The organism is Uliginosibacterium flavum, assembly GCF_040566545.1.
GTDB classification, from domain to species: domain Bacteria; phylum Pseudomonadota; class Gammaproteobacteria; order Burkholderiales; family Rhodocyclaceae; genus Uliginosibacterium; species Uliginosibacterium flavum.
Genome location: NZ_JBEWZI010000008.1, coordinates 73,927 through 93,440 on the forward strand (window position 1 = coordinate 73,927; position 19,514 = coordinate 93,440).

16 protein-coding genes are annotated in these 19,514 nt (G+C 59.8%); 4 read left to right on the top strand and 12 right to left on the bottom strand.

The genetic code is table 11. The features are described from left to right. Positions 1-12: 12 nt before the first annotated feature. From fdhF to ABXR19_RS09130, 4 genes are all read left to right on the top strand, one after another. The gene (fdhF, locus tag ABXR19_RS09115) at positions 13-2,163 is read left to right on the top strand and encodes a formate dehydrogenase subunit alpha (RefSeq protein ID WP_354600809.1); all 2,151 of its coding nucleotides are present in this window, start codon (positions 13-15) and stop codon (positions 2,161-2,163) included. Between the two features lie 46 nt (positions 2,164-2,209). Beyond that, the gene (gene moaA / locus ABXR19_RS09120; protein WP_354600810.1) at positions 2,210-3,238 is read left to right on the top strand and encodes a GTP 3',8-cyclase MoaA; all 1,029 of its coding nucleotides are present in this window, start codon (positions 2,210-2,212) and stop codon (positions 3,236-3,238) included. Between the two features lie 6 nt (positions 3,239-3,244). Then, a complete protein-coding gene (fdhD, locus tag ABXR19_RS09125; protein WP_354600811.1) occupies positions 3,245-4,069 on the top strand; it encodes a formate dehydrogenase accessory sulfurtransferase FdhD in 825 nt (274 codons plus the stop codon). Between the two features lie 148 nt (positions 4,070-4,217). Beyond that, positions 4,218-5,030 carry a HoxN/HupN/NixA family nickel/cobalt transporter gene (locus ABXR19_RS09130; RefSeq protein ID WP_354600812.1) on the top strand — a complete coding sequence of 271 codons (813 nt, stop codon included), beginning with the start codon at positions 4,218-4,220 and terminating at the stop codon, positions 5,028-5,030. Positions 5,031-5,185: 155 nt separating this feature from the next. Here the strand turns inward: ABXR19_RS09130 and ABXR19_RS09135 are convergent, their stop codons facing one another. The 12 genes from ABXR19_RS09135 to ABXR19_RS09190 all read right to left on the bottom strand — a co-directional run bounded on the left by ABXR19_RS09135 (position 5,186) and on the right by ABXR19_RS09190 (position 19,471). Next, entirely contained in the window at positions 5,186-6,214 is a 1,029-nt protein-coding gene (locus ABXR19_RS09135) for a protein-glutamate methylesterase/protein-glutamine glutaminase (protein WP_354600813.1), read from the bottom strand. Between the two features lie 136 nt (positions 6,215-6,350). Next, positions 6,351-6,947, bottom strand: coding sequence for a chemoreceptor glutamine deamidase CheD (cheD, locus tag ABXR19_RS09140; protein WP_354600814.1), 597 nt, complete (start codon positions 6,945-6,947; stop codon positions 6,351-6,353). Further along, on the bottom strand, positions 6,940-7,812 hold the full coding sequence (locus tag ABXR19_RS09145) for a CheR family methyltransferase (RefSeq protein WP_354600815.1): 873 nt from the start codon (positions 7,810-7,812) through the stop codon (positions 6,940-6,942). Before ABXR19_RS09145 ends, cheD begins: the two co-directional genes overlap by 8 nt. A 190-nt stretch (positions 7,813-8,002) precedes the next feature. Next, complete coding sequence (locus ABXR19_RS09150; RefSeq protein WP_354600816.1) at positions 8,003-11,239, bottom strand: methyl-accepting chemotaxis protein; 3,237 nt, start codon at positions 11,237-11,239, stop codon at positions 8,003-8,005. 55 nt (positions 11,240-11,294) lie between these two features. Beyond that, complete coding sequence (locus ABXR19_RS09155; protein ID WP_354600817.1) at positions 11,295-11,789, bottom strand: chemotaxis protein CheW; 495 nt, start codon at positions 11,787-11,789, stop codon at positions 11,295-11,297. A 22-nt stretch (positions 11,790-11,811) separates the two neighbouring features. Next, positions 11,812-13,722 (bottom strand): chemotaxis protein CheA, encoded by a 1,911-nt coding sequence (locus ABXR19_RS09160; protein ID WP_354600818.1) that lies wholly within the window; start codon positions 13,720-13,722, stop codon positions 11,812-11,814. Positions 13,723-13,748: 26 nt separating this feature from the next. Further along, the gene (locus ABXR19_RS09165) at positions 13,749-14,114 is read right to left on the bottom strand and encodes a response regulator (RefSeq protein ID WP_354600819.1); all 366 of its coding nucleotides are present in this window, start codon (positions 14,112-14,114) and stop codon (positions 13,749-13,751) included. A 551-nt stretch (positions 14,115-14,665) separates the two neighbouring features. Next, on the bottom strand, positions 14,666-14,857 hold the full coding sequence (locus ABXR19_RS09170) for a hypothetical protein (protein WP_354600820.1): 192 nt from the start codon (positions 14,855-14,857) through the stop codon (positions 14,666-14,668). Positions 14,858-15,037: 180 nt separating this feature from the next. Next, positions 15,038-16,321, bottom strand: a complete 1,284-nt coding sequence (gene nhaD, locus ABXR19_RS09175) for a sodium:proton antiporter NhaD (RefSeq protein WP_354600821.1) — start codon at positions 16,319-16,321, stop codon at positions 15,038-15,040. Between the two features lie 483 nt (positions 16,322-16,804). After that, on the bottom strand, positions 16,805-17,647 hold the full coding sequence (locus ABXR19_RS09180; protein ID WP_354600822.1) for a methylated-DNA--[protein]-cysteine S-methyltransferase: 843 nt from the start codon (positions 17,645-17,647) through the stop codon (positions 16,805-16,807). 32 nt (positions 17,648-17,679) lie between these two features. Next, positions 17,680-18,444: an SDR family oxidoreductase gene (locus tag ABXR19_RS09185; RefSeq protein WP_354600823.1), complete on the bottom strand. Its 765-nt coding sequence runs from the start codon at positions 18,442-18,444 to the stop codon at positions 17,680-17,682. A gap of 442 nt (positions 18,445-18,886) precedes the next feature. Then, positions 18,887-19,471, bottom strand: coding sequence for an FxDxF family PEP-CTERM protein (locus tag ABXR19_RS09190; RefSeq protein ID WP_354600824.1), 585 nt, complete (start codon positions 19,469-19,471; stop codon positions 18,887-18,889). Positions 19,472-19,514: the final 43 nt, after the last annotated feature.

A 19,514-nucleotide genomic window follows, 5' to 3' on the forward strand; every position in this document is an offset into this window, starting at 1 on the left:
AGGATTTGTGACATGAAAAAAGTCATCACGGTATGTCCCTACTGCGGCTCGGGCTGCAAGATCAATCTGCTGGTCAAAGACAACAAGGTCGTCGGCGCAGAAGGTGCCAATGGCGTCACCAATCAGGGCGAACTGTGCCTGAAGGGCTACTACGGCTGGGACTTCCTGAACGATACCAAGCTGCTGACCCCGCGCCTGAAACAGCCGATGATCCGGCGCCAGCGCGGCGGCGATCTTGAAGCCGTGTCCTGGGATGAAGCCATCGAATTTGCCAGTTCGCGCCTGAAAGCCATCAAGGAAAAATACGGTCCGGATTCGATCATGCTGACCGGCTCCTCGCGCGGCACCGGCAACGAATCCAACTACGTCGCCCAGAAATTCGCCCGCGCCGTGATCGGCACCAACAACATCGACTGTTGCGCCCGCGTCTGCCACGGCCCATCGGTGGCCGGCCTGATGACCACGCTGGGCAACGGCGCCATGAGCAATTCGATCTGCGAGATCGAAGATACCAAGTGCATTCTGGTATTCGGCTACAACGCCGCCGACTCGCATCCCATCGTGGCCCGCCGCATCCTCAAGGCCAAGGAAAAGGGCGCCAAGATCATCGTCTGCGATCCGCGCTATATCGAAACTGCACGCCTTGCCGACATCTTCCTGCCGCTCAAGAACGGCTCAAACATGGCACTCGTCAACGCGTTTGCCAACGTGCTGATTCAGGAAGGCCTGTTCGACAAGGAATTCGTTGCCAATTACTCGGAAGGCTTCGAGGAATACAAGGCGATGGTCGCCAAGTACACCCCGGAATACACCGCCGAAATCACCGGCCTCGATCCGGAACTGGTACGCCAGGCCATCCGCATGTACGCGGGTGCCGAAACGGCCACGATTCTGTGGGGCATGGGCGTCACGCAATGGGGTCAGGCCGTCGACGTGGTCAAGGGCCTGTCGAGCCTGGCCACCATCACCGGCAACCTCGGCAAGCCGAACGTCGGCGTTGGCCCGGTTCGCGGCCAGAACAACGTTCAAGGCGCCTGCGACATGGGCACGCTGCCGAACACGCTGCCGGGTTACTACTATGTGACCGACGCCGCCGCGCGCGAGAAATTCGCCAAGGCCTGGGGCGTGGCCAGCATCCCGTCGGAAAAGGGTTACGGCCTGACCGATGTGCCGCACAAGATTCTGGAAGGCAAAATCAAGGCCAACTACGTCTTCGGTGAAGATCCGCTGCAAACCGAGCCTGAACTGAGCCTGGTGCGCAAGGCTTTCGCCGAACTCGAACTCATCATCGTGCAAGACATCTTCATGACCAAGACCGCGATGATCGCCGACGTGATCTTCCCGGCCACCTCATGGGGCGAGCACGAAAACGTCTTCTCCAGCGCCGACCGTGGCTTCCAGCGTTGTTACAAAGCGATTGACCCGCCCGCCGATCACAACGTCAAGGATGACTGGGAAATCCACAGCATGATGGCCCGCGCCATGGGCTATCCGATGAAGTACAACAACGCTCAGGAAATCTGGGACGAGTTGCGCGGCCTGTGCGATCTGTACGCAGGTGCCACCTACGAAAAAATGGCCGATCTGGGCTATGTGCAGTGGCCCTGCCCGACCGAAGATCACCCCGGCACACCGTGGCTGTACGAAGGCAAGAAGTTCGACACGCCGACCGGCAAAGCCTTGCTGTTCGCCGCCGAATGGCGCGCACCGCTGGAAAAAGTCGACGCAGACTATCCGCTGGGGCTGTGCACCGTGCGTGAAGTCGGTCACTACTCCTGCCGCTCGATGACGGGCAACTGCAGCGCGCTGCAGACGCTGGCCGACGAGCCGGGCTTCGTGCAGGTCCATCCGGAAGACGCCAAGAAATTCGGCATCAAGGATCAGTCGCTGGTCTGGGTGTCCTCGCGTCGCGGCAAGGTCATCACGCGTGCCAACCTCAATAATCGCGTCAACCAAGGGGCGGTCTACATGACCTACCAGTGGTGGATCGGCGCCTGTAACGAACTGACCGTGGATCATCTGGACCCGATCTCCAAGACGCCGGAGTACAAATACTGCGCCGTGAAGGTCGAAGCCATTGCGGACCAATCCTGGGCCGAGAACTACGTCCAGACCGAGTACAGCAAGATGAAGGCCGACATGCGCAAGGCGGCGCTGGCCTGATCGTGAAGCCATCCATCGGCGCCCGGCTCAGGCCAGGTGCCGATTGTTGGCTCACCTGTTTCTGCCCCTTGTGAAACACCAGTCCCCAATCCCCACACCCAGCCTGCAAGACCGCTTCGGTCGCCGCATCGACTATGTGCGCGTATCCGTCACGGATCGCTGCGACCTGCGCTGCAGCTACTGTCGACCGAAGGATTTTGACGGTTACGCAGAACCGGCCAACTGGCTGAGCTTTGCCGAAATCAGCCGCGTCGTGGCCGCCTTTGCGCGTCTGGGTGTCGGGCGCATCCGGCTGACTGGAGGCGAGCCACTGCTGCGCCGCAATCTCGTCGATCTGGTCAGCGACATCGCCCTATTGCCGGGCGTACATGACCTGTCGCTGTCCACCAACGCCACACAACTGACCCGGCATGCCCACGCACTGAAGGAGGCTGGGCTGGCGCGCATCAATATCAGCCTCGATTCGCTGGATCGCGACTGCATCACCCGCGTGTACGGGCGCGACAGTCTCGGCGTCATCCTCGCCGGCATCATGGCTGCGAAAGAGGCCGGCATCACGCCGATCAAACTCAACATGGTCGCGATGCAAGGCGTGAACGATCATGAGATCGAACGCATGGCGGCGTTCTGCATCGAACACGGCTTCATCCTGCGCCTGATCGAAGCCATGCCGGTCGGCGAAGCCGGTCGCCAGACCCATTTCCTGCCGCTCGACCCGGTACGCCAGCAGCTCATCAGCCGCTTCGATCTTATGCCCTGCGCATCGGAACTTGGCGGTGGCCCGGCGCGCTACTGGCAGACCCGCGATGGCCGCAGCCAGATCGGCTTCATCACGCCGATCACGCAACACTTCTGCGCCACCTGCAATCGTGTCCGGCTGGCCGTGGATGGCACGCTCTACCTGTGTCTGGGGCAGAATGAACGTTTCGAGCTGCGCCCATTGCTGCGTGATGGTGCCAGTGATGCCGAACTGGAAGGCGCGATCCGCAGCGCCATCGAACTCAAGCCGCACCAGCATGAATTCGAACAGGCGCCAGAGCACATCGTGCGTTTCATGTCGCAGACCGGAGGCTGAGCAAAAATGCCTGATTCATCAAACGAAAATCGACCGGATCCCCAAGCTACCGTGCGCGCCTTGCGTCACAGCCCGGAAGGCACGAAAACTTGCACTGATCAGGTAGCTGAAGAATGTCCGGTCGCGCTGGTTTTCAACGGCATCTCACATGCCGTGATGATGGCCACACCGACCGATCTGGAAGAGTTCGCGCTGGGTTTTGCGCTCTCCGAAGGCATCATCGAAAACCGGCGCGACATTCACGACATGGAAATCACCTTCCATGCAGATAGCGCGGAAATTCAGCTCAGCATCGCCCAAGCGGCTTTCGTCAAACTCAAGGAACATCGCCGCAGCCTGACCGGGCGAACCGGCTGCGGCGTGTGCGGCACCGAAAGTCTGGCGCTGCTGGATCTGCAGCCGGAAAAAGTGACGGCCGCACCAAGCATTGCCGTCAATCACGCTGCGCTCCTGCGCATCCTCGCTGAATTGCCGCGACATCAGCCGCTCACGCAAACCACCGGCTGTGCCCACGCGGCAGCCTGGTGCACGGCAGAAGGCGAAATCCTGCGGGTGTTCGAGGATGTCGGGCGCCACAACGCGCTGGATAAATTGCTGGGCTGGATGGCGACCCAGGCGATCCAGCCGCAGGACGGACTGATCTTCCTGACCAGCCGCGCCAGCTACGAGCTGGTCAGAAAAGCCGCGCGCCTGAATATCCCTGTGCTGGCCACGATCTCCGCGCCCACAGCCTTGGCCATTCGCATCGCCCACGCTGCAGGCATCCGCCTGCTGAGTTTTTGCCGTACGAACGGTTTTGTGGAATATCCGAAAGAGATGCCTGCGGTCTGAGCCCCTGCGCCGGGAAGAATTCATTCCCTCTGAGATCAAGCCCGCGCCAGATCAAATGCACGCACCCAAAACCCCTTACAATCGCTCGCAGATAGTCGTACGCCACGCCGTGCGTGGCGAAACCTTCCCCCGCAGACTGGATTGATGCATGCAATCGCTTCCGGCAGATTGGCTTTCACTGCTGCTCCTGACCTTCGTGCTGGGTTTGAAGCATGGTTTCGATGCCGACCATCTGGCGACGATTGATGGCCTGACGCGTTACAACCTGCGCACGCGGCCACGCACTGCACGCCTTTGCGGCACGCTGTTTTCGCTGGGGCATGGTGCGGTGGTGATGCTGATTGCGCTGAGCGCCTCGGTGATTGCCGGACAGTTCCGCATTCCAGAATGGTTTGACTTGCTCGGCGCCCTGATCTCGATTGCGTTTCTGGCTGCGCTCGGCACCCTGAATCTGCTTGCCGTGCTGCGCGCCGCGCCCGACGAAGTGGTGCAGCCGGTTGGCCTGAAAGGTCGCCTGCTGGGCAGCCTGCGCCATATCTCGAACCCCTTTCTGATCGCACTGGTCGGAGCGCTGTTTGCGCTGTCCTTCGATACGCTGTCGCAGGCGGCCTTCTTCGCCCTGACCGCAACGCGCTTCGGCGGCTGGCAGCATGCCTTGCTGCTGGCACTGCTGTTCGTGCTGGGCATGCTGGTGACAGATGGCGTGAATGGTCTGTGGATCGCGCGATTGATCGCACGTGCCGATCACGTGGCACGCGTGGCTTCGCGCGTCATGGGGCTGGTGGTTTCGAGCCTGAGTCTGCTGGTGAGCGCGTTCGGCATCATGAAGCTAGCCTCGCCTGCCATCGGAACATGGAGCGAGGGCAAGGAACTGTATTTCGGCGCTAGTCTGGTGCTGTTGATTGCGGCGAGTTTCATGCTGGCGATCCGGCTGGCCCGCGCCCCGCGCATCCCGGCTTGAGCGACGGCCTCGAATTTCCTCTGCCCGCTTAGCCTCGCCGCATATGCGTCTACAGCACGCCTAGCCATAGAAGTCCGACTGACGGTATTCTTAGGGCAGACACCTCTGAAAGCCAATCTCTGCGCGGCTCTTCAGCATGTCATGGCAAGATTCTTTCAGCGCACGCCAAACTTGGCGAGCACGTGCGCAGCGATGTCCGGCAAATCCACCACAGAGTCAGATGCACCTATCTGCACAGCCTCACGCGGCATCCCATACACCACACAGCTTGCTTCGGACTGGGTCACCGTATAAACCTTGGCCTGACGGAGAGCGAGCATGCCTTGCGCGCCATCCTTGCCCATTCCCGTCATCAGCACCGCCACGGTATTCGCACCGACATTCGGCACAGCAGAGAGAAACAACTTGTCCACCGAAGGGCGATGCAGACTGAGTGGCGCATCGTCATTGATGGCCGTCTGGTAAAAAGCGCCACTGCGCTTGAGCACCATGTGCTTGCCCCCTGGTGCGATGTAGACATGCCCGGGCAAGACGCGCTCACCATCGACCGCCTCTTTCACCGTCACCCGGCACAACCCGTCCAGACGCTTGGCGAAGGATGCGGTAAAGCCCGGTGGCATGTGCTGCACGATCAGAATCGGCGGGCAGGTGGGCGGCATGTCGAGAAGGAACTCCTTGATTGCTTCAGTGCCGCCCGTGGAAGCCCCTAGCAAGATCAGCTTCTCGCCCGCTCCCTTGATGCCGGACGGCACCACCAGCGGCGCGCGCGGCGGCGACTTGCGCAGAATCCGGCTACTGGCCGCAGTGCGGATCTTCGCCACGATTTCCTGTGCGTACTCATCCAGGCCTTCGGCCACGCCCAGCTTGGGCTTGGTCACGAAATCCACGGCACCGAGTTCCAGCGCACGCAGCGTCGCATCTGCGCCGCGTTCGGTCAGGCTGGAAATCATCACCACCGGCATGGGCCGCAGCCGCATGAGTTTTTCGAGAAACTCCAGCCCATCCATGCGCGGCATCTCGATATCCAGCGTCAGCACGTCCGGGTTGAGCGCCTTGATCATCTCACGTGCGACGATCGGATCAACTGCCGTACCAACCACTTCCAGATCGGATTCGCGTGCAATGATCGTACTCAGGATCTGGCGAACCAGGGCAGAGTCGTCAACGATGAGTACTTTGATCATGCTTTGTGCTCCATGAGCTTTCGCTGTCGCTCTCGCAGTGAGGAGTGAGGCGTTAATGCAAGGATACAAACCCACACACACATCCGGCCACGACGCTTGGCTCCGGCATGGTTTTACTCCTCACCCCTCACTGAACTTAAAACAGATCCACACTGCCTTCCACCTTGACCTTCTCCAGCATGCTCTCGTACTCGAGTTCGCGGCGAATGATGGTGTCGTTATGCTGGGTCTTGAGCTTCTTGACCAGCACACGTCCTTCGGTGGGGAAAAAATACACTTTGCGCGGATAGATACCGAGCAAATCGCTGCCCTTCACCTTGATTCCCTCATCCTCCAGATAATGCAGGGCAAAAGCGGCATTATGGGCGCCCACATCGGCGTGAGAAATCCCCGACAACACCCGCCCCGCACCGAAAACCTTGGCTTCCAGACGACTGCGTGACGCCCCCGCCTTGAGCAGATTATTCACCAGCACTTCCATTGCAAACGCGCCATAACGCGCAGAATCACTGAGCATCCCGCCACTGTCGCGATGCTCCGGCAGCATGAAATGATTCATGCCACCAATCTGCGCCAGCCGGTCATGCAGACACACCGACACACAGGAGCCGAGCACGGTGACGATCACGACGTTGCGGCTGGTAACGTAATACTCGCCGGGTAAAATCTTGATCGCCTCCATATTGAAGTGACGATCATGATAGCGATTGGGCGCGGAGCCGAAATCAGTCATGCCTTCCTCCTCCCAGCACCCGATAAGCCGTGCGCCCCAGCGGCTCATACACCTTGCGGTCCACCGTCGGACTTTCGGAATGTCCGATGAATAACAAGCCGCCAGGTTTGATCATCCGAGCCAGGTGCTGCATCAGAGCGTGCTGGGTCGGCTTATCGAAATAGATCAGCACATTGCGGCAGAACACCACATCAAAGCGCTGCTTCATCGGCCACTGCTCGGCCAGCAGATTAAGCTGACGAAACACGATCATGTTGCGCAGGCTCTCCGCCACGCGCACCTGCCCGGCGTGCGCGCCACGCCCACGCTGGAAAAACCGTTTGCACAAGGACTCTGACAAACTCTCCACCCGCTCGACGGGATACACCCCGGAGCGGCCTTTCGCGAGCACATGCGTGTCAATGTCGGTCGCCAGAATACGCACCTCATCCCCCGCACGGCGCAGGGTTTGCGCAACGGTCATGGCCATCGAATAGGCCTCTTCACCGGTCGAGGCCGCCGCGCTCCACAAACGCAAATCACCTTTCCCCGCATGCGTCTGCAGGTATTCGGCGAGCATCTCGAAATGATGCTTCTCGCGGAAAAACGAAGTCAGATTGGTGGTGAGGGCATTGGTAAAGTGCTCCCATTCGGAAGAGTCCGGATCGTCGAGCAGATCAAGATAGCTCGCAAAAGAATGCGCCTGCAGCGCACGCAGTCGGCGCGCCAGACGGCCATACACCAGGTCGTGTTTGCTGTCGGACAGCGAAATCCCGGCGCGGATGTAGATCAATTCACAAACGCGCTGAAAATCCCGCTCGTTGAACGCAAATTCGCGCTCCCGACCAGGGCTGTCTGCGTCATCAGGATCAGGCTTCGTGCTCATTGCGTCAGTCTTTGGACGACCAGTGAATCATCAACGCGATGCCCCCGCAGGAGTGGCTTTAGCCGCGAAGGATGCTTGCAATTCGCGGCCAAGGCCGCTCCTGCACCCCCACCCTGCCTTATTCTTCAGCCACCATGCCTGAAGAAGTCCGCCACGCGCGGCTCTTCAGGCATCGCTCCTGTACAAGCAATCAGAACTCACTCCAGTCATCCTCCTCACCTGCCTTAGCTGCTGGCGGCGCCACGACCTTGCGTGGTGCGGCAATCCGCGCAGCGGGCTTCTTTGGTTTGGACAAGGCGTGTGTACTGCGCACCGCTGCCGGTGCTTCCAGCGCCACGCTGCCGCTCACATCATGTGCGCTCGAATCATCCAGACGGAAACGTCGTACGATCTGCAGCATGCTTGCCGCCTGACCCGACAGAGCTTCGGCCGAAGCCGCGGCCTGCTCGACCAGCGCGGCGTTCTGCTGGGTGGTTTCGTCCATCTGGGTGACCGCCGTACCGACCTGCTCAATGCCGTTGCTCTGCTCCAGTGAAGCCGCCGAGATCTCGTTCATGATGTCGGTGACGCGCTTGATCGAGGTCACCACCTCCTCCATAGTTTTACCGGCCTGCTCGGCGAGGCGATTGCCGCCCTCGGCCTTCTCCACCGAGTCGCTGATCAGGGATTTGATTTCCTTGGCTGCCGCCGCCGAGCGTTGCGCCAGATTGCGCACCTCGCCCGCCACCACGGCGAAGCCACGACCCTGTTCGCCAGCCCGTGCGGCTTCCACCGCCGCATTCAGCGCGAGGATGTTGGTCTGGAAGGCGATGCCGTCGATCACGCCGATGATGTCCACGATCTTGCGCGCGCTCTCGTTGATCTCGCCCATGGTCATCACCACCCGGCCCACCACATCGCCGCCACGACTCGCCACTTCCGAAGCGCCTTCAGCCAGCTTGTTGGCTTGCCGTGCGTTCTGCGCGTTCTGCTTCACCGTCGAGGTCAGCTCCTCCATGCTGGCGGCGGTTTCTTCCAGCGAAGCCGCCTGTTCTTCCGTGCGCGAAGACAGATCCAGATTGCCGCTGGCGATTTCACCGGATGCCGTATGGATGGTTTCCGAGGCCTCGCGGATATGCCGCAGCATCTGCTCCAGGCTGCGCACCGTCTCGTTGGTGTAATCCTTCAGATCAGCAAAGGTGCCCTGATAGTCGGCGGTGATTTTCTCGGTCAGATCGCCCTTGGCCAGTGCGCTCAGCACGCGGGCAATGTCCTTGAGACCGGCGTCCGAAGTCGCCACCACCTTGTTGATCCCTTCAGCCAGAGTCTTGAAGAAGCCATCCTTGCCAGCCAGATCGATACGGCTGGTGAAATCGCCGGCAGCTGCCGCGGAGACGATGTTATTGACCTCCTGCTCCACCGCCACTTCGATGGTCCGGTCGATCCATTCCACCACGCTGCCCAGCCGCTCGCCGCGCTCGTTGATCACCGGATTGGCGGTGAGCAGGAAGGTGCGCCCGCCAACCCTGGCGGTGGCCTGATAAGTGCTGGTGAAGGTTGCCAGCAGGCGGGCCTGGTGCTCGGGATTCTTGTGGAACACGTCGATCTTCTGCCCCTGCAGGCGATCAGCATCGAAATGCGGCAAGTCCCTGCGGATGTCGCTCTGCGCGTCGCGCATCATCTTCACCACCGACGGGTTCATGTAGATGATGTTGCGATCCGGGTCGGCAATCATCACATTGGTGGTCACGCTGTCCAGACCGATTTTCAGGCGCAGGGCCGCTTCAGTCTTTTCTCGAGAATCATTCAGCTCAAAGCCCAACTTGGTCTGCATGGATTTCAGGCCACGCAGCAACTGACCAACCTCGTCTTGTGTGGTCGCCTGCACCTGACCCTTGAAGTTACCGGAAGAAACCTCCCAGAACCTGTCAATCGCCAGTTGCAGGGAAGAGCACGTGTTACGCACAAACCAGATGGCGATGACCACGCCAAGCACGAAGACAAAGATCGCCGCGCCGAAAACCTCAATACCACGTGTGTAAAGTCGGTTGATACGCTCTACCAGCAAGCCATCCAGATCGACCACGGCCTTGTCATAGAAGGCATACACGGCATCCACGGCCACCGTACCGGCTGCAAAAAACTCTGGACCGGCAATCTCGGGCTTGGCCGGGATCAGCAATTTCAGTGAAGCCATACTGCTGAACTTCTGCGCCGTATCGCCAAGGCTGGCGACCAGCTTTCCCAGCGAGGCATCGAACTCAGGCCGGTCGTCCACCACATGCGCTACCGCCGATTCGATGATCTCGCGATGCGCATTTCCGCCTACGATCATTTCGGTCATCTTGTAGCGGCTGTCCACGTCCAGCTGGTTGCGCGCAATCATCTGCGAACCGTAGCCCCGGCTGAAAGCAAGATGCTCCATCAACTCCGGCGCATTGACGATGGCCGCATTCATGAGGTGGAAAGAGGGACCTTCCGGGTCAAGCACCAAGCCAGAATGATCGGCCGCTTCGCTCATCAAGCGCACAACTTTTTCAATGACCTCTGTGTGCCGTGAAAAATTCTGATCGGCGCTGAGTTTGCCGGTCTCGGCCATCAGGTTCGCCCAATCAGAGCGGATCGCCAGCCACTCCTTATCGACTTTCAGGTCAGAGAACCGCTTGGCATTGTCGTCCAGCGCCTTGCTCAGATTGGCAATGCGGCTATCGATAGAGCCCAGAGAGCGTTTGGCATCGGCATTGCCGGCATTGGCCAGCCCCGTCAGACCTCGATGCTTCTGCATCTCTGGCAGCAACTGGCGTAACTGGACATGCAGCGCAACGCCCTCGCGCTCCAGTTTGGCGCTATCGATTCCCTCCTTGAGTTGCAGGCCGAGCAAGCTCAACGCCAACACCAAGGGCGCCAGCAGCAAGGCACCGATCAGCGCAAACTTGGTGGCAAGACTCGCCCCCTCATGCACACGCCGGAACAAGTTCAGTTTGGCCAGCAAGCCAGTGCTGACCACTCGCCCTTCACGGATTGCCACCTTACCAGCACGGCCTTCGCGCATGGCTTTGTAAAGCTCCTCAGCCGCCTCGACCTTGCTGCGCGAGGGCTTGACGCGCATCGACAGGTAGCCAGTGACCTGACCGCCCTCCATCACCGGCGTGGCATTGGCTTCAACCCAGTAGTGGTCGCCAGATTTGTGACGATTCTTGACCATCCCGACCCAGGGCTTGCCGGCCTTGAGCGTGTTCCACATATCCTCGAAAGCCGCCGGGGGCATGTCCGGATGACGCACCATGTTGTGCGGTTTGCCGATCAACTCCTGTTCGGTAAAGCCCGAGTAGCGCAGAAAATCTCGATTGACCGAGAGGATGATCCCCTTGAGATCGGTGCGCGACACAATCAGCGTGTCATCTTCGAGCTGGATCTCGTGGCCTGTGACCGGCATATTGAGTTTCATGGCTTACCTCGACTGTGTTTTCTCTGGAGCACTCAGGACGTTTGTTCGAGCTGACTCAAACCGCTATTTCAACCAGCCCCATTTCCGGGCTGTTCATCAGTTTTTCGATATCAATCAGGATGATCATTCTTTCCCCCACCGCAGCCAGGCCGGTGAGGTATTCGGTAGTCACCACCGACCCCATCGGCGGCACGGCACGGATGTCCGCTGGCGGCAGAGTCATCACCTCCGACACGCCATCCACGACCACACCCACCACACGGCCACCAGCCAGATTGAGCACGATCACCACGGTAAATTCGTTGTATGTCACCTCGCCCAGCGCGAACTTGATGCGCATATCCACAATCGGCACGATCGTGCCGCGCAGGTTGATCACGCCCTTGATGAATTCCGGCGCATTGACGATGGTGGTGACCGCGTCGTAACCGCGAATCTCCTGCACCTTGAGGATATCGACGGCATATTCCTCTGCGCCCAGCGAGAAGCTCAGATATTCCACTGCGCCGGCGGCCGGGCCATTCGTGGCGCTACTGATGGGTGCGTTCATGCCGACTCCTTGCTTGCTGTACTCAGGCCGCCTGCGCAGCCTGACGACCATTGACCAGATCGGCCACATCCAGGATCAGGGCCACACGCCCGTCGCCCATTACCGTCGCGCCGGATACGCCAGGCACACGCCGGTAGTTCGATTCCAGACTCTTGATCACCACCTGATGCTGGCCCAGCAGATCGTCGACGCGCAGCGCCGCCTTGCGATCGCCGGCCTGCACCAGCACCAGAATCTTGCTGTCCACGGCATGCACGCCACGCAGGCCGAGCACATCGAAGAGCGAGATCAGTGGCAGGTAGTCACCGCGCACATGCACCACCTCACCCTGCCCGGCCACGCAACGAATATCGCCGGGCGCGGGCTGCAGGGATTCAAGGATGTAGGTGAGCGGAATGATGAAAGTTTCCTGCCCCACGGCGACCGACATGCCGTCCAGAATCGCCAGGGTCAGCGGCAGGCGGATGATGAAGTTGGAGCCCAGGCCCGGCGTTGATTGAATCTCCACGCGCCCGCCCAGATCCGCGATATTGCGTTTGACCACATCCATGCCCACGCCCCGACCGGACACATCAGTGACCTCGGCCGCAGTCGAAAATCCCGGCGCAAAAATCAGCAGCCACACGTCCGCATCGCTCATGCCTTCATGCACTGGCAGGCCGTTTTCGGCAGCCTTGGCGAGGATGCGTTCGCGGTTCAGCCCGCCGCCATCGTCGCTAACTTCGACCACGATATTGCCGCCCTGCTGCGAGGCGCGCAGGGTGACCGTGCCGCGCGCCGACTTGCCAACGGCGAGTCGTTTCTCGGGCGATTCGATGCCGTGATCGATGCTGTTGCGCACCAGGTGGGTCAGCGGATCGACGAGCTTTTCGATCAGCCCGCGATCCAGCTCCGTGCCTTCGCCGTGAATCAGCAAATCAACTTGTTTATTCAGCTTTTGCGACAGATCGCGCACCACGCGCGGGAAGCGATTGAAGACGAAACTGATCGGCAGCATGCGGATCGACATCACCGCCTCCTGCAGATCCCGCGTGTTGCGTTCCAGCAGCCCCAAGGCGTGCTGCAAACGCTCGGCCTGCGGGCCTTCCAGCCCTTTGCCGGTCTCGTCCAGCATGGCCTGGGTAATCACCAGTTCACCCATCAGATTGATCAGCTGATCGACGCGTTCAACACTGACCCGAATGGAAGCCGCATCGGGATTGGCTTTCGCAGCAGCCTCTCTGGAGACCGGCGCTGCGCTTGCCTGTGCAGGCACAAGGCCTGAAGGTTCAGGCTGCGTGCGGTTCTCCGGGGATGGCACAGGCAAGGGCTCAAACAGGCCAAAACCTTCATCGAACGGGCTGTTCGTGGCGGCAGGTGCAGACTGCGGCTCGAAGAAACCGAAGCCTTCATTGTCGTCGCTCGCCACAGGCGCCGTTTCAAGCGGCTCGAACAGGCCGAAGCCTTCATCCACGTCGCTCGCCACAAGCGGCTCAAAGAAACCGAAAGAATCATCTTCAATCGCCTCGATCACCCCCACCACCGGCTGCGCCGGGGCGTTGCTCTCGATAGCGCCGATGCGCTGGAACCGTGCGTGCATGGCGACGAAGCGGGTTTCATCCAGCTCGCTGCCATCGCGATAGGACTGCAGCACCTCGCGCAGATAATCCACCGCATGCAGCAATTCATCCGAAACGGCGTCGGTCAGCCGCGCCTTGCCGGAGCGCACCAGATCGAGGTGGGATTCGAGCACATGCGTCAGCTCGGAAAGCTTGTTGAAACCAAAGATGCCAGCGCCGCCCTTGATCGAGTGGGCGCAGCGAAACACGCTATCCAGATCATCGGCCACCGGCGCCTGCACGTCGATGTGCAGCAGCAGCCGTTCCATTTCGGCGAGGTGATCCGTCGCCTCCTCGAAGAAGGTCTGGAAAAATTGCGAAAGGTCGATGGACATGGCGCCCTATCCCGCTCGCGGCGCGCTCAGACCAGGACCTTGCTAACCACCGCGAGCAGCTTCTGCGGATCAAAAGGCTTCACCAGCCAGCCGGTCGCCCCCGCCTCGCGCCCCTTGTTTTTCATGTCATCACCGGCTTCGGTGGTGAGCATCAGGATCGGCGTGCGTGCGTAATTGGACATCGCGCGCAGCGAGCGGATCAGCGTCAGGCCATCCATGATCGGCATGTTCTGATCGGTGAAGACCATGTCGTACTTCGTGGCCTTGGCCTTGTTCAGAGCGGCCTGCCCATCCGGAGCCTCGTCCGGTTCGTAACCCGCCGTCTTGAGCGTGAAACTCACCATCTGCCGGATCGACACAGAATCGTCCACCACCAGGATTTTCTTGCCCATCAGAGTTCCCCTTGCCCGCAAAGCGTGTGTATCTGCGGCGTCGCGCGCGGGAGATCGACTTCCTGCACTGCAGCCCATCAGCTCATTTACGGAGCCCGGGGGTCAAACTTGACTGCACCAAGGGGCGGGGATTTAGCAAGTCGCAAGTCGCAAGTCGCAAGTCGCAAGTCGCAAGTCGCAAGTCGCAAGTCGCAAGTCGCAAGTCGCAAGTCGGGGCGAGCATGGCTGCGGTTAAGAGGAAGTCCAGCTGTCTAGTGGCGGCTGGATGGATCGCAGCTTCTTTTGCCACATCGAATCGCCTTCCCCATGCAACTCTGCGGATTAAACGGTATCCGGGGAGGCGCATGCAGCAATGCTCTTCAGCCTAGCACCTTGCATAGCCACGCCTGATGCGGCAATCCGGGCAGGATGACTGCGGAAACAAGCAGATAGCGGATCTGGGGCATTTGACGCACGGACCTGGACGCCCGGTCTTCCCTCCTGGCCACGCAGAGCGTCACAAGCAAGGTTCCCGCGTAGAACGCGGGAACGATCAAAAATTCCAAGACCTATCAGGAGTCGGAGCGATCCTTCACTTTCGAATCGTAAGCATGCGGAAAAATTCGCTCGTATATCGCGCCGAATAGGATTCCGATTGCCGGGCCGCCAACCACCGCCAGGGCGATGTGCAAATGTGAGCCCAGCCAGAGAACTACGAAAACAACTGCGCCGAGAATCAGATACTTGATTGTTGGTGTCATCATTTATCCCCTCATGAAAAAGAGGGGCGGCGGCTGCCGCCCCGAATCACTCTTCGCTTTGCAATGCAGAGGGAGAGGGAAGCCCCCTCTGGTGAAACAACCTGGTGAACCGGAAAAGAACCCCAGGCTGAACGACAGGAAGCCATAAGTCTTCCCGCCGAACTCGAGAACAGCGCCAAGCCGTCAATGCAGCAATTGGTACTGCAACAGATAGACGCCGGCCCCGGCGAGATAGCCCACCAGCGCCAGCCCGCTGATTTTCTTGACGTACCAGAAGAAGTGGATCTTTTCGAGGCCCATGGCGGCCACGCCCGCGGCGGAGCCAATGATGAGAATGGAGCCACCCGTTCCTGCGCAATAGGCGAGGAACTCCCACAGGAAATGATCCGGCGGGAAGCTCGCCATGTCATACATCCCCATCGAGGCGGCCACCAGCGGCACGTTATCCACAATGGCGCTGGCGATGCCGATCAGCAGCACGATGACGTCCAGCCTGCCGACGGTTTGGTTCAGCCACTGGGCCAGGGCCGTCAGGATGTGTGTGTGCTCCAGCGTGGCGACGGCCAGCAGAATGCCGATGAAGAACACCAGCGAGCTCATATCGATCTTGCTCAGGGCGTGGACGAGCGTGAGGTGCTGCTTGAATTCATCTTCCTTGTGGCGATGAACCAGATCACCCACCAGCCAGAGCAGCCCCAGGCCGAACAGCACGCCCATGAATGGCGGCAGATGCGTCACCGTTTTGAAGGCCGGAACAGCCACCAGAATGCCGAGCCCGAGGAAGAACATGAGATTGCGTTCGAACTCGGTGGTGCGCAGGCCGTGATCCGTTTCAACGACATCCCTGACGATGACGTCGCGCCCACGCAGGGCATACGCGGTAATTGCCAGGGGCACGATCAGGCTGACCAGAGACGGCAGAAACACCGACTTGATGATGGCCAACGCAGTGATCTGCCCGCCAATCCACAGCATGGTGGTGGTGACATCACCAATCGGCGACCAGGCGCCGCCTGAATTGGCGGCAATCACAATCATCCCGGCAAAGAAAATCCGGTCCTCTTTCTGCGCCAGCAGCTTGCGCATCAGCGAGACCATGACGATGGTCGTCGTCAGGTTGTCGAGGATTGCGCTGAGAAAGAAGGTGACGAAACCGACAAGCCACATCAGGGACGACAGCTTGGTGGTCTTGATCCGCCGGGTAATGACTTCGAAACCGTTGTGCGCATCCACAACCTCCACGATCGTCATCGCCCCCATCAGGAAGAACACGATCTGGGCGGTGCTCATCAGTGATTCGCCGAGCTGTTCGCTCAGCACATGAGGATCGCTGACAGACATGGCGTAGATGGTCCACAACAGACCGGCGCCCAGCAAGGCAGAGGCCGACTTGTTGACCTTGAGGGGATGTTCCAGCGCAATCGCGGCGTAGGCAATGACAAAAACGATGACAAGCGCGGTCAGCATTCCGATGATCCTTGGTGACGTTGAATAGATGACTCGTCAGCGCCCAGCGCGCAAGCGCGACTTGAGACAGCCAACAAAGCTTTGAGAAGTAGGGAGGTATGGCAGCACAGGTCGAGCGACGCTGGCGGCGGGCGGGCGCAATATGGGTGCACGGCGGTTCTCTTTCAGCGTGCGGCGGCCCGACCAGCACGAAAACCTGCCTGCAAATCAGCCTTACGCTGCGCAGACACCCGAGGCGATTATACATAGCCACGCCGCAAGCACGATATTGACTTCAGGCCGGAGCAGCAATTTTACAACCACGGCCCGCCTGCAGAGCCGCACGCAGCATGGCTGTACAAGCAGGCACGCCGCACAGGTCCGCTGGACGCGGCTCTTCGGGCATGGCCAATAATGAAAATGGCGCATCGATCTGGATGCGCCATTTTTCCTGCTGAAATCCGCAAGGAGCGTCAGAAAAGGCTTGGCGTGTCGGCAGGAGGTTCAGCCTCCCGGCGCAGCTTCATCCCTTGCCGATTCCCACGCATGGATCGCGTGCTTCCGGGTTTCACCCCAATGGTAGCCACCCAGTTTTCCGCTTTGCTGAATCACGCGATGGCAGGGAATCAGGAAGACGACAGGGTTGGCGCCGACCGCCTGCCCCACGGCTCTCGCGGCACCTGGATGACCGATGGCGCTGGCCACTTGCGAATAGCTTACGAGCCGGGCCGGCGGTATCTGCAACAAGGCTTTCCATACACTGATCTGAAAGTTTGTGCCGGAAACATGTAAAGACACCGGGCGGTCCAGCTTCTTTTCTGCGCTGAACATGGCCTGAATCACGGCACGCGTTCCCTCCTGATTTTCACGAAAATCTGCATGCGGCCATTTCAGTTTCAAGGCCCTCAGATGCCCGTCAATTTCCGCGTGCTCGTGAAATTCAAAGCTGCAGATCCCTCGGGGCGTCGTGGCAATGAAGGCACTGCCAAAGGGCGTGTCATGAGCGGCGTACTCAATCGTCAAACCCGCGCCCCCCAACTTGTACTCCCCCGGCGTAACCGCTTCCAGATGGACGAAATGGTCGTACAGACGCGAACCGCTGCTCAAGCCCAACGCGTCCGAAACCTCCAGCAGCGGCAGCGATTCGCTCAGCAGCAGCTTGGCACGCTCCAGCGTCAGCACTTGCAGGAATCTTTTGGGCGTGACGCCTGCCCAGCGGCTGAACAGGCGCTGAAAATGGAAGGGGCTCAAATGCACGTGCGCCGCAATTTCATCCAGACCCGGCTGGCTATTGACCCGGCTGGCAATGAAGGAAATTGCGTCGGCGATGCGCTCATAGTCAGACATTCAGGCCTCCGTGAATCTGTTGAACATGCCTATCAGCTACGGCTGATCGAAACCCCGCCGTCCGCCAGCAGCGCCGTCCCCGTGGTGAAACTCGACGCGTCCGAGGCAAGGTACAGCGCCGACTTCGCAATCTCCTCCGGTGATGCCATGCGCTTCAGCGCGTGCAGGCCCTGCACAAAAGCCAGCGCCTCCGGCGTGCTGGCGAAAGCCCGGCCCAGCGGCGTATCCGTGCCGCCCGGCAAAAGGGCATTCACCCGGACTCCCCTGGCCCCGAATTCCGCCGCGAGCGACTGCGTCAGGCCGATCAACCCCGCCTTGCTTGCAGCATAAGCCGCCATGCCCGGCAGGCCTACGGTATAGCCGACAAATGTCGACGTAAAAATCAGCGAGCCGCCGTTTCGTTCAAGCATCGCCGGAAGCTGATACTTCGCGCCGAGGAAAGCGCTGCTCAGATTCGTCCTGAGGGTCTCCTCCCAGGCCGCAAGCGGCAGCTCAGGCGTAGCGCCCATCTCGCCCACCGTGCCAGCGTTATTGAAGGCGATATCGAGCCCGCCGAAGTGCCCAACCGCCAGTTCGACCAGCGCTTGCGCGAACGCCTCCTCCCGGACGTCGCCCGCCAAGGCCACGGCACAGCCCCCTGCGCGGGTGATTTCATCCACCAGCGCATCCAGCTCCGGCTTGCGTCGCGCGGCCAGCACCACGCAGGCGCCTTCACGGGCGAACAGCTTTGCCGTTGCACAACCGATCCCGGAACTGGCCCCGGTAATAATCGCGACCTTATTGGACAGAACAGACATTTGGCGAATCCTCTCACGCGTTAAATCCGTCCTGACAGGCACACGCCCCGGCACGGTTTAAGGAATATGGAGGATCAGCCGCGCATCCGCGACCCGGATCTTGCTATGTTCAAGCCATGCGTCTAAAGCGAGCGGCAGCGCGCCTCAATGCAGGGTTTCATTTCACTCAGACCCGGCGTCGGCCCCGCTGAACGAATTCGGCGGATAAGCAAGGCATCCGGAGAGCCGCATGCAGCATGGCTGTGCGGACGGCCTGCTTGCACAGCCTTAGCGGATAAGGCTATCCGCGCAGGGTAGCGGTAGACACTTTCTGGTGGCCGGTCTTGGGGCATGACTAACCAAAAAAAATAGCGCACCCGGATCGATACGCCATTTTTACTGCTGAACGCCTGATGGAACGAACTTAGCCCTCATTCGCTCCCACAAGCCACACTACAACGAATCAGGTGCGGCGGCGAACCATCATCCCGAGAATCCCCAAGCCAGCCATCAGCATGGCAGTCGTGGCAGGTTCAGGGACTGCTGCAACGTTGTATTGCAGAGACATGCTGACATAGTCAGGATCGGTCCCAGGATATGCCTGAACATAGTAGGCGTCGGTTTGCGAGGCGTTCTGGATATTGAATACCGCCTGATTGTCAGCAAGCATACTGCTGAGCAATGAGGACCCCAAGCTGAACGTTGCGGTAATGGTTTCGTCGTAGAAATCGACAATGTTGACGGAACTGAAACTGAGCAAACTCAAGCCAGACACCGAATTGCTCAAGACACCGCTTTCATTGATGAATAGCGAGCCCAGTCCATCAAAATCAAGCGAAAACCCCTCGCTTGTGCCGAAGTTGTCAGAAAAATCTCCGCTGGCCTTCAGCGTAAAGGTGCCGAAACTGCCGGTATTGGCTGGAAGACCGATAAAGCCCATCGTAAAAGTCTGGGCTGACTGGGTGATATCTTGCGATTGTGAGACTGTCGTTGCAAAGCCTGGTACAGAAAACAAGAGGCTTGCGACCCCGGCTAAAAGTATCTTCATGGTGACTATCCTTGGTTGGGTTTGGAACTCTGCTGCACAGGCA

Bases quoted from the DNA above. Each gene is read 5' to 3' on its own strand.
- ABXR19_RS09160 (WP_354600818.1), bottom strand. From the start codon at position 13,722: ATGTCCATCGACCTTTCGCAATTTTTCCAGACCTTCTTCGAGGAGGCG.
- ABXR19_RS09135 (WP_354600813.1), bottom strand. From the start codon at position 6,214: ATGATCAAAGTACTCATCGTTGACGACTCTGCCCTGGTTCGCCAGATC.
- ABXR19_RS09190 (WP_354600824.1), bottom strand. From the start codon at position 19,471: ATGAAGATACTTTTAGCCGGGGTCGCAAGCCTCTTGTTTTCTGTACCA.
- ABXR19_RS09155 (WP_354600817.1), bottom strand. From the start codon at position 11,789: ATGAACGCACCCATCAGTAGCGCCACGAATGGCCCGGCCGCCGGCGCA.
- nhaD (WP_354600821.1), bottom strand. From the start codon at position 16,321: ATGCTGACCGCGCTTGTCATCGTTTTTGTCATTGCCTACGCCGCGATT.
- ABXR19_RS09185 (WP_354600823.1), bottom strand. From the start codon at position 18,444: ATGTCTGTTCTGTCCAATAAGGTCGCGATTATTACCGGGGCCAGTTCC.
- ABXR19_RS09130 (WP_354600812.1), top strand. From the start codon at position 4,218: ATGCAATCGCTTCCGGCAGATTGGCTTTCACTGCTGCTCCTGACCTTC.
- fdhF (WP_354600809.1), top strand. From the start codon at position 13: ATGAAAAAAGTCATCACGGTATGTCCCTACTGCGGCTCGGGCTGCAAG.
- ABXR19_RS09165 (WP_354600819.1), bottom strand. From the start codon at position 14,114: ATGGGCAAGAAAATCCTGGTGGTGGACGATTCTGTGTCGATCCGGCAG.
- fdhD (WP_354600811.1), top strand. From the start codon at position 3,245: ATGCCTGATTCATCAAACGAAAATCGACCGGATCCCCAAGCTACCGTG.
- ABXR19_RS09170 (WP_354600820.1), bottom strand. From the start codon at position 14,857: ATGATGACACCAACAATCAAGTATCTGATTCTCGGCGCAGTTGTTTTC.
- ABXR19_RS09180 (WP_354600822.1), bottom strand. From the start codon at position 17,647: ATGTCTGACTATGAGCGCATCGCCGACGCAATTTCCTTCATTGCCAGC.
- cheD (WP_354600814.1), bottom strand. From the start codon at position 6,947: ATGACTGATTTCGGCTCCGCGCCCAATCGCTATCATGATCGTCACTTC.
- ABXR19_RS09150 (WP_354600816.1), bottom strand. From the start codon at position 11,239: ATGAAACTCAATATGCCGGTCACAGGCCACGAGATCCAGCTCGAAGAT.
- ABXR19_RS09145 (WP_354600815.1), bottom strand. From the start codon at position 7,812: ATGAGCACGAAGCCTGATCCTGATGACGCAGACAGCCCTGGTCGGGAG.